Raw genomic sequence first — 8,471 nt, forward strand, 5'->3', positions numbered from 1 at the left:
CTTGTCGCAGCTGCGGTGGTTATCCCCTTCTTCGTTTCTTGGTCTTCTCCCCCCCCCCCGGCCGGCCCGGTGAACCGGCGGGAGGCGCAACGGTGCGGGCCGGAAGGGAAATCCCCTTCCGGCCCGCACCGTTGCGTCACCTCCCGGCCGGGACCTCTCAGCCCTCCAGGACCACGGGCAGCTCGTGCAGCCCGCGCATGATGTTCTCCCGCCAGCGGGTGGGGCCCGCCGGCCGGATGCCGGGGAAGCGCCGCACCAGTGTGCCGATCGCCACCTGCGCCTCCATCCGCGCCAGCGGGGCGCCGAGGCAGTGGTGGATGCCGTGCGAGAAGGCCAGGTGACCGGCGGTCTCGCGGGTGATGTCGAGGCGGTGCGGGTCGGGGAACCTCGCGGGGTCGCGGTTCGCGCCGCAGAAGGAGACGAGCAGCACATCGCCCTTGCGGATGGACATGTCCTCGACCTGCACGTCCTCCCGGGCGATCTGCCCGGCGGCGCTGAAGGAGCTCTCGTAGCGCAGGAATTCCTCCACGGCCGAGCCGATCAGCTCCGGGCGCTCCTTGAGCAGGGCGTGCTGAGAGGGGTTGGCCAACAGCGAGTGGACGCCGTTGCCGATCAGATTCGTCGTGGTGGCGTAGCCGGCCGCGATGAGTGCGATGCCCAGCTCGACGAGTTCCGGCTCGCTCAGCCGCTCCCCGCCGTCCCTGGCCGCAATCAGCCCGCTCATGAGGTCGTCGCCCGGATCGCGCCGTTTCTGCGCGATGAGGTCGACGATGTACTCCTTGGTCCGGGCGTAGACGTCCTCGCGGTTCTCCTCGACCTCACCGGCGAGGATCTTCTCGGTGCGGGCCCGCACATCGGTGCGGTCCTCGGCCGGGGCGCCGAGCATCTCGCAGATGACGGCGATGGGCAGCGGGTACGCGAACCGGTCGAGGAGGTCGATCGGACGGTCGGTCTCCAGGCCGTCGAGCATCCCGTCCACCAGCCCCTGCACCCAGTCCCGCAGTTCCTCGATGCGGCGCTGGGTGAACGCCTGGCGCACCAGACGCCGGATGCGGGTGTGGTCGGGCGGATCGGAGTCGACGGCGGCCACCGGCCCGTCGTCGTCCCTGCGCCGGCTGAACCGCGGATCGGCCAGCAGCTCGCGGGCGAGGTCGTACCGCGTCACGAGCCACACCTCGCCCATGAACGTGGTCTCCACCCGCACCAGCGGCCCGGCCTTGCGCAGCCGGTCCAGGCCCGGGTAGGGATCGGCGACCGCGACCGGGCTCTCGGCGAGCGGCACCCGCAGCGGCCCGGTCATCGCGCCGGCTCCGCCGCCAGGTCGTCCCGCGCCACCAGCCTGGTGCGCACCTGCCACCGGCCGGCCACCCGGACCAGCTCGTCGTCGCAGGTGGTGTGCACATGGACGGTGGCCGGCCCGCCCTGAGCGATCGCCAGGACCAGCGCGTAGCTGCGCACCCGCAGCCGGTCGTCCGCGAGCGGCTCCACGTCGACCATGCCCAGCCAGTGCCGGTGGCGCAGCCCCTGCTCCGCCAGCCGGGTTCGGGCGGCCCTGGCACCGGCGGTGATCGCCGCGCGCCCCCGGGTGGGCTCCGGGTGCGCGTTCGCGCTGAAGACGCCGTCCTCGGTGAACGTCTCCGCCCACGCCTCGACCTGCCCGGAGTCGAGCAGCTGCATCTGCTGTGCGTAGAAGCTCTGGACCTCCTGGTACCGGTCCGCCGTGACGGACCGCCCCGTGCTTGCGGCGTGCTCCTCCTGCTCTGCGTGCTCGGCCTGCTCCGATCGTTCCGCGTCCTGCAACGGCAGCGTCATACCGGCTCCCTTCGGCACCCTCTGCGGGCCTGTTCGGTCGGTCTCGGGCCCACCGCGTCGCAGTGACCCCACGACCGGGAGCTTCCTGACGAGGTCTGGAAGAACACTCAACGCCCCGTCGATCGGACCGGCCCGCCGCCCGGGTGGCCGGGCGGCCGGCCTCGTCCAACGCTCGTTGAGCCGGTTTCGAGCACCGGCCAGCACGCTCTCGCCAAGCCGGGGAGCAACCGCGCCACAAGGAGATGTGATGAACCCGAAGTCACGTACGGCGATCGTCACCGGGGCCACGAGAGGGATCGGCCTGTCGGTGACCACCGCGCTTGCCGAACAAGGATTCCGCGTCTTCGCCTGCGCCCGCGACGGCGCCGAACTCGCCTCCGTCGTCAAGGACCTGACGGTCCGTGGCCACGAGGTCGCCGGCCGAACCTGCGACATCACTTCCCAGGAGGAGACCGACGCGTTCGTCGCCGCCGCGGTGGAGCACATGGGACCTGTCGACACACTGGTCAACAATGCCGGGCGCAGCGGCGGCGGGATCACCGCCGACGTCACCGACGAGCTCTGGTACGACGTGATCGACACCAACCTCAACAGCGTCTTCAGGATGACCCGCGCCGTCCTGACGACGGGCCGGATGCGGGAGCTGTCCCACGGACGCATCGTCAACATCGCCTCCACCGGCGGCAAACAGGGCGTGGCGCTCGGAGCCCCCTACTCGGCGTCCAAGCACGGAGTCGTCGGATTCACCAAAGCCCTGGGCCTCGAACTCGCCAAGACCGGCATCACCGTCAACGCGGTGTGCCCCGGCTACGTCGAGACCCCGATGGCCGTGCAGGTCCGCCGGGGCTACGCGGCCCACTGGGAGATCTCCGAGGAGGAGGTCCTGGAGCGCTTCCAGGCCAAGATCCCGCTCGGCCGCTACACCGAACCGGACGAGGTGGCGGCGATGGTCGCCTACCTCGCCTCCGACGCCGCCGCCCCCGTGACGGCCCAGGCCATCAACATCTGCGGCGGACTCGGCAACTACTGACCGCGCCCGGCCGAAGGCGGCCGGACCCGCACCACGACGGAGGTACGCACCATGGCTGGCAGCAACGAGGACCTGAGCAACCTCGTGACGGTGATCGCCCGGTTCACGACCAAGGGAGACCCCAAGGACTTCGAGAAGTTCTTCCTGGAGCACGTCGAGTACATGCGGGCCCAGGAAGGGTTCGGCGCCCACCAGGCGGTCGTCCTCGCCGACGCCCCTTCGGTCTACGTGAACTTCGGCTGGTGGCGGTCGAAGGAGGCGTTCCAGAAGGTGGCGCAGAGCGAGGAGTTCCGCAAGCACCAGGGCGTCATGCACACCATGCTCGACCACGCGGAGCTCGACCTGAGCAAGAACCTGTTCCGGGTCAACGCCGACGAGTCGGCCGGTCGGCGCGAGGACTTCGGCAAACCGCTGATGACCGTGACCGTCTTCCAGGTCGGCGGGAACGAACAGCGCTTCGAGGAGGCCTTCGCCGCCCACGCCGAACGCATCCGCGCCGTACGCGGCTTCGGCTACGCCGACCTCAACAAGTCCGTGCAGAGGCCCGGCCGTTACACCGGCATCAGCTACTGGTGGGACCCGTCCGCCCAGCCCGCCGCCGTCACCCATCCCACCTACCGGGAGCTGGAGGAGCTGGCCGACAGCGTCACCGTGGAGCGGGTCGAGCACCTGGCGTGGAACCGCGGACCCGGAGCGGAGGACGACGAGAAGTGACGAGCGCCGGGACCCGGAGCGTGCCCGCCGACATCTGCGTCGTCGGCGGCGGGCCCGCCGGGCTGACCCTCGCCCTGCTCTTGCTGCGCTCCGGGGTCCGCGTGACGATGGTGGAGCGCAGCCGGTCCCTCGACCGGGAGTACCGCGGCGAGATCCTCCAGCCCGGCGGCGCGGCCCTCCTGGACCGCATCGGCGTGCTGGCGGGGGCCCGTGAGCGCGGCGCGTACGAGCACACCGGGTTCCGGTTCACCGACCGCGGGCGGGCGCTGCTCGTCGCGGACTACCGCCGGCTGCCCGGACCGCACAACCGGCTCCTGAGCCTGCCTCAACGCCACCTCCTGGAGGAACTCCTCGAACGGTGCCGGCAGTTCGAGGAGTTCCGGTACCTGCCCGGTCAGCGTGCGAGCGAGCTGCTGCGTGACGAACGGGGCGCGGTGCGGGGAGTGACGACCACCGGCGCCGGACGCGTCGAGGTGCTCGCCCACTGCGTGGTGGGCGCCGACGGGCGGTACTCCAAGATCCGCCGCCTCGCGGGGATCGCCGTGGACCGCGCGGAGGACTTCGCGCACGACGTGCTCTGGTTCAAACTGCCCGCGGACGGCGACACGGACCGGGACATGGACGGCGGCGCGGACACCCAGGTGCGGATCTTCCGGGGCGGCGGCAATCCCGTCCTCGTCTACCGGTCCTTCCCCGACACCCTCCAGATCGGCTGGACCCTGCCCCACGGCGGGTACCAGGCCGTGGCCGCACGGGGCATCGACCACGTCAAGGCGGAGATCGCCAAGGCCCTGCCGCCGTACGCGGACCGGATCGCCGCACGGCTGAGCTGCCTGTCGGACCTGACGCTCCTCGACGTGTTCACCCAGGAGGCCAGGGACTGGACCGCCGACGGCCTGGTGCTGCTCGGCGACGCCGCGCACACCCACAGCCCCATCGGGGCGCAGGGCATCAACCTCGCCGTCCAGGACGCCGTGGCACTCCATCCGGTGCTCATGGCGGCCCTGGAACAGCGGGACGCCCGCGCCGAGGTCCTGGAGCGGTTCACCCGCAGACGGCGGCCCGCCGTACGCAGGGTGATGCGCTTCCAGACCCTCCAGAGCAAGGCGATGCTCTCGCAGAACCCCGTGGCGGCCCGGGTGCGCCCCAGGATCGCCGGCGTCGTCTCCCGCACCCCGCTGTTCCGCACCATCCTGCGGCACGTCGCCTACGGCGACCGGGACATCGCCGTCGCCGAAGAGCACTTCGTCCACAGCTGACACCGAGGAGACACGTCGCGATGCTCCAGACAGTGCCCGACCCCGCCGGGGAACGGGCCGCCCCCGGCGGCCCCGAGCCGGTGCTCCTGCTGCCGGGACAGGGAGCGCAATACCCGGGCATGGGCACCGGCCTCTACCGCGACGAGCCCGACTTCGCGGCCGCGGCCGACGAGGTGTTCCGCGCCATGGGTGCGACCGGCGACGCGCTGCGCGCCGACTGGCTCGCCGCCCGGCCGGCCCTGCCCATGGACGACGTCACCCGCTCCCAGCCGCTGCTGTTCACCCTCGACTACGCGCTCGGCCGGGTCCTGCTGGCCAGGGGCGTGCACTGCCACGCGCTGCTCGGGCACAGCATCGGCGAGGTGGCGGCGGCGACGCTCGCCGGGGTCTTCGCCCTGGACGACGCGGTGCGCCTGGTCCTCGACCGGGTGGCGGACCTGGAGTCCGCCCCCGCGGGCGGCATGCTCGCGGTGGCCGCCTCCGTTGCCGAACTGGCCGGGAAGCTGCCGCCTGGTGTCGACGTCGGCGCGGTCAACGCCCCGCGCCAGACCGTCGTCGCCGGGCCGGCCGAAGCGCTCGCCGGCGCCGCCGCCGCGCTGCGCGAGGCGGGCTTCGTCTGCGCCCCCGTCCCCTCCCGCACCCCGTTCCACAGCGCGGCGCTCGAACCGGTGGTGCGCACCGGGCTGCGCACCCTGAGCGGCACCCGCCTGGAGCCGCCCCGCATACCCATGGTGTCCGGCTACACCGCCGCCCGGCTGGACGCGCCCACGGTGACCGACCCCGGGTACTGGGCCCGCCACCCGGTGGACCCGGTGATGTTCTGGCCCGCCCTGGAGACGGCTCTGGCCTCGGGCGCACGACTGCTCGTCGAGTGCGGACCCGGGCAGGGGCTCATCACACTCGCCCGCCGCCACCCGGCGGTCCGGTCGGGGCAGGTGGAGGTGCTCGCCCTCCTCGGCCCCCGCACCGAGGACCCCGGCGAGGAGACGGCCCGCTTCCGCGCGGCCTGCGTCCGTCTGGAGTGCGCGACCGACTGAGCCCCGGCCGGCCCCCCGCCCGCCCCGACGCAACGCCTCCCCACCGTTCCCGACGAGGAGAGACCCGACCATGCCGAAACCAGCCGACCCGCGAACCCCGAGCCCCCAGGTGCTCGTGGTGGGGGCCGGGCCCGTAGGGCTGACCCTGGCGCACGAACTGCTGCGCCGCGGCCTGCGCGTCCGCGTCGTCGACGCGAGCGAGGCGCCCGCCACCACCAGCCGGGCGATCGCCACCCACCCCCGGACCCTGGAGACGTACGACCAGATGGGCGTCGTCGACGAGATGGTGGCCCGCGGACAGCGCATCCAGGCGTTCACCCTGCACCACAACGGACGGCGCCTGGCCCGCCTCGACGCGGACTACGCGCAGATGCCCACCCGCTATCCGTTCACCCTCTGCATCGACCAGGTCCGCACCGAGGAGGTGCTGCGCACCGCGCTGGGCACCTTCGGCGTGGCGGTCGAATGGGGTGTGCGCTGTGAGGACTTCGAGCAGGACGCCGACGGCGTCGACGTCACCCTCGGCACGGCGGACGGCGGTCGGGAGTCCCTGCGCGTCGCGTGGCTCGCCGGCTGCGACGGCGGGCACAGCACTGTACGCAAGAAGCTGGCCGTGCCGCTGCTCGGCGAATCCAGCGACACCTGGCTGATCGCCGACGCCGACATCGAGGTGGACCTGCCGCGCAACAGCATCCACTGGGTGCGGTCCGGCGGGGTCACGCTGATGATGGTCCCCATGAGCACCCCGGGCCGTTGGCGGCTCCTGGACACCGTTTCCCAGGACGGCCGCCCGGCCGCCGTCGCCGAGCGCTTCAGCAGGGAACTCGGCCGCGGCCTGGGCCGACCGGTGAAAGTGGCGGAACCCGTGTGGGTGTCCGTCTTCACCTTCCAGCAGAGGATGGTCGAGAGCATGCGGACGGGCCGGGTGCTGCTCGCCGGTGACGCCGCCCACGTGCACAGCCCGGCCTCCGGCCAGGGTATGAACACCGGCATCCAGGAGGCGTTCAACCTCGGCTGGAAGCTCGCCATGGTCCTCAAGGAACAGGCCGACCCGCGGCTGCTCGACAGCTACTCGCAGGAGCGGGTGCCGGTCGGGCGCGCGCTGCTGCAGTCCACCAAGGGCGCGACGTTCCTGGTCCAGTTGAAGAACGCTCTCGCGGGTGTGGCGCTGCCCGTCGTCTTCTCGGTGGTGCGCGCCCTGCCGACGCTCCGCGTCAAGATCCAGCGCAAGGTGCTCGGCGGGGTGTCCGGGCTGCGCGTCGCCTACCCCGACAGCCCACTGACCGGCGAGGACACCGCGTCCGGCACGGGCCCCCGGCCCGGTGAGCGCGTCGCGTCCGTCCGGCTCGCCCCGGACGCCGCCCCGTTGCGCACCCTGGTCGACCAGCTGCGCCGCCCGACGTGGACCCTGTTCACGTCCGGTACGTCTGCCGAACAGGTCGGCGGGCTCGCCGACGGGGCGGGCGACTGGCTGGAGACCCGGGCCCTCCAGGGCGCGGACGCGCCGCTCGCCGCCGCCCTGGGCCTCACGGCGGGCGGCTGGCTGCTGGTGCGGCCGGACGGCTACGTCAGCGCGCGCGGCACCGGGACCGACCGGGCGCCGCTCGCCGCCGCCCTGGCCGCCGCCACCGGCTCCGCCGAGGTCGTACGGAACCGACCGTAAGTCGTGAAGGACCGTGACACGAGGAGCGCCATGCGCGGCATCATCCTGGCCGGGGGCACGGGAACCCGACTCGACCCGGTCACCCGGGCCGTCTCCAAACAGCTGCTGCCCGTCTACGACAAGCCGATGGTCTACTACCCGCTCTCCCTGCTCATGCAGGCGGGCATCCGGGACATCCTCGTCATCAGCAATCCGCACCACCTCGACGCCTACCGCAGACTTCTGGGCAGCGGGGCGGACCTCGGGCTGCGCCTGGCGTACGCGGCGCAGCCCGAACCGCGCGGACTCGCCGAAGCCCTGCTGATCGGCGCCGAGTTCGTGGGCGACGACCAGGTCGCGCTGACGCTCGGCGACAACGTACTGGTCCGTCGCGGCTTGAGCACCCTGCTGCGGGAGGAGCGCCGGCGCCTGGAGGGCTGCACCCTGTTCGGCTGCCCGGTACCCGATCCCCACCGCTTCGGCGTGGCGGAACTCGACGCGTCGGGACGGATCGTGTCGCTGGAGGAGAAGCCCGACCGGCCCCGCTCGAACCAGGCTGTCGTCGGGCTGTACCTCTACGACAACGAGGCCCTGGCCCGGGCCGCGGAGCTGAAGCCGTCCGATCGGGGCGAGCTGGAGATCACCGACCTCAACCGCACGTTCGTCGAGAGCGGCACGGCCCGGCTCGTACCGCTCGGCCGGGAGGCGACGTGGTTCGACACCGGAACGCACGAGAGCCTTCTGGAGGCCTCGGTGTTCGTCCGGGGCGAGGAACGGCGGGGCCGTCCGGTGGGGCGGGTGGACGAAATCGCCCGGCAGATGGGCTTCGTGCCGGCGACGCCGGTGCGGACGGCACCGAGGGGTTGACGGGACTCGCCCGTCGTGTGCGCGAACGCCCCCCCCGTCCCGCCCACCCCCCCCCGCCCCTCGCCCCGGAGGGGGTGCTCGAACGCCGGCGGGGCCGACCCGGTGCACTG

8 protein-coding genes are annotated in these 8,471 nt (G+C 72.6%); 6 read left to right on the forward strand and 2 right to left on the reverse strand.

What is annotated here, in order from left to right:
• Positions 1–157 precede the first annotated feature (157 nt).
• Both ACZ45T_RS25350 and ACZ45T_RS25355 read right to left on the reverse strand, forming a co-directional pair.
• On the reverse strand, positions 158–1,300 hold the full coding sequence (locus tag ACZ45T_RS25350; protein ID WP_468444988.1) for a cytochrome P450 family protein: 1,143 nt from the start codon (positions 1,298–1,300) through the stop codon (positions 158–160).
• Positions 1,297–1,812 carry a nuclear transport factor 2 family protein gene (locus ACZ45T_RS25355; protein WP_468444990.1) on the reverse strand — a complete coding sequence of 172 codons (516 nt, stop codon included), beginning with the start codon at positions 1,810–1,812 and terminating at the stop codon, positions 1,297–1,299. The genes ACZ45T_RS25350 and ACZ45T_RS25355 overlap by 4 nt, the downstream gene beginning before the upstream one ends.
• Before the next feature lie 247 nt (positions 1,813–2,059).
• Between ACZ45T_RS25355 and ACZ45T_RS25360 the strand changes: the two genes are divergently transcribed.
• From ACZ45T_RS25360 to ACZ45T_RS25385, 6 genes are all read left to right on the forward strand, one after another.
• A complete protein-coding gene (locus tag ACZ45T_RS25360; protein WP_468444992.1) occupies positions 2,060–2,842 on the forward strand; it encodes an SDR family NAD(P)-dependent oxidoreductase in 783 nt (260 codons plus the stop codon).
• Positions 2,843–2,893: 51 nt separating this feature from the next.
• A complete protein-coding gene (locus ACZ45T_RS25365; protein ID WP_468444994.1) occupies positions 2,894–3,556 on the forward strand; it encodes an antibiotic biosynthesis monooxygenase family protein in 663 nt (220 codons plus the stop codon).
• Positions 3,553–4,815: an FAD-dependent monooxygenase gene (locus ACZ45T_RS25370; protein WP_468444996.1), complete on the forward strand. Its 1,263-nt coding sequence runs from the start codon at positions 3,553–3,555 to the stop codon at positions 4,813–4,815. Before ACZ45T_RS25365 ends, ACZ45T_RS25370 begins: the two co-directional genes overlap by 4 nt.
• 20 nt (positions 4,816–4,835) lie before the next feature.
• Positions 4,836–5,852: an acyltransferase domain-containing protein gene (locus ACZ45T_RS25375; RefSeq protein ID WP_468444998.1), complete on the forward strand. Its 1,017-nt coding sequence runs from the start codon at positions 4,836–4,838 to the stop codon at positions 5,850–5,852.
• Positions 5,853–5,922: 70 nt separating this feature from the next.
• Positions 5,923–7,515: an FAD-dependent oxidoreductase gene (locus ACZ45T_RS25380; RefSeq protein WP_468445000.1), complete on the forward strand. Its 1,593-nt coding sequence runs from the start codon at positions 5,923–5,925 to the stop codon at positions 7,513–7,515.
• Between the two features lie 30 nt (positions 7,516–7,545).
• Positions 7,546–8,361 carry a sugar nucleotidyltransferase gene (locus tag ACZ45T_RS25385; protein ID WP_468445002.1) on the forward strand — a complete coding sequence of 272 codons (816 nt, stop codon included), beginning with the start codon at positions 7,546–7,548 and terminating at the stop codon, positions 8,359–8,361.
• Positions 8,362–8,471: the final 110 nt, after the last annotated feature.

The organism is Streptomyces sp. NPDC030995 (assembly GCF_055571215.1).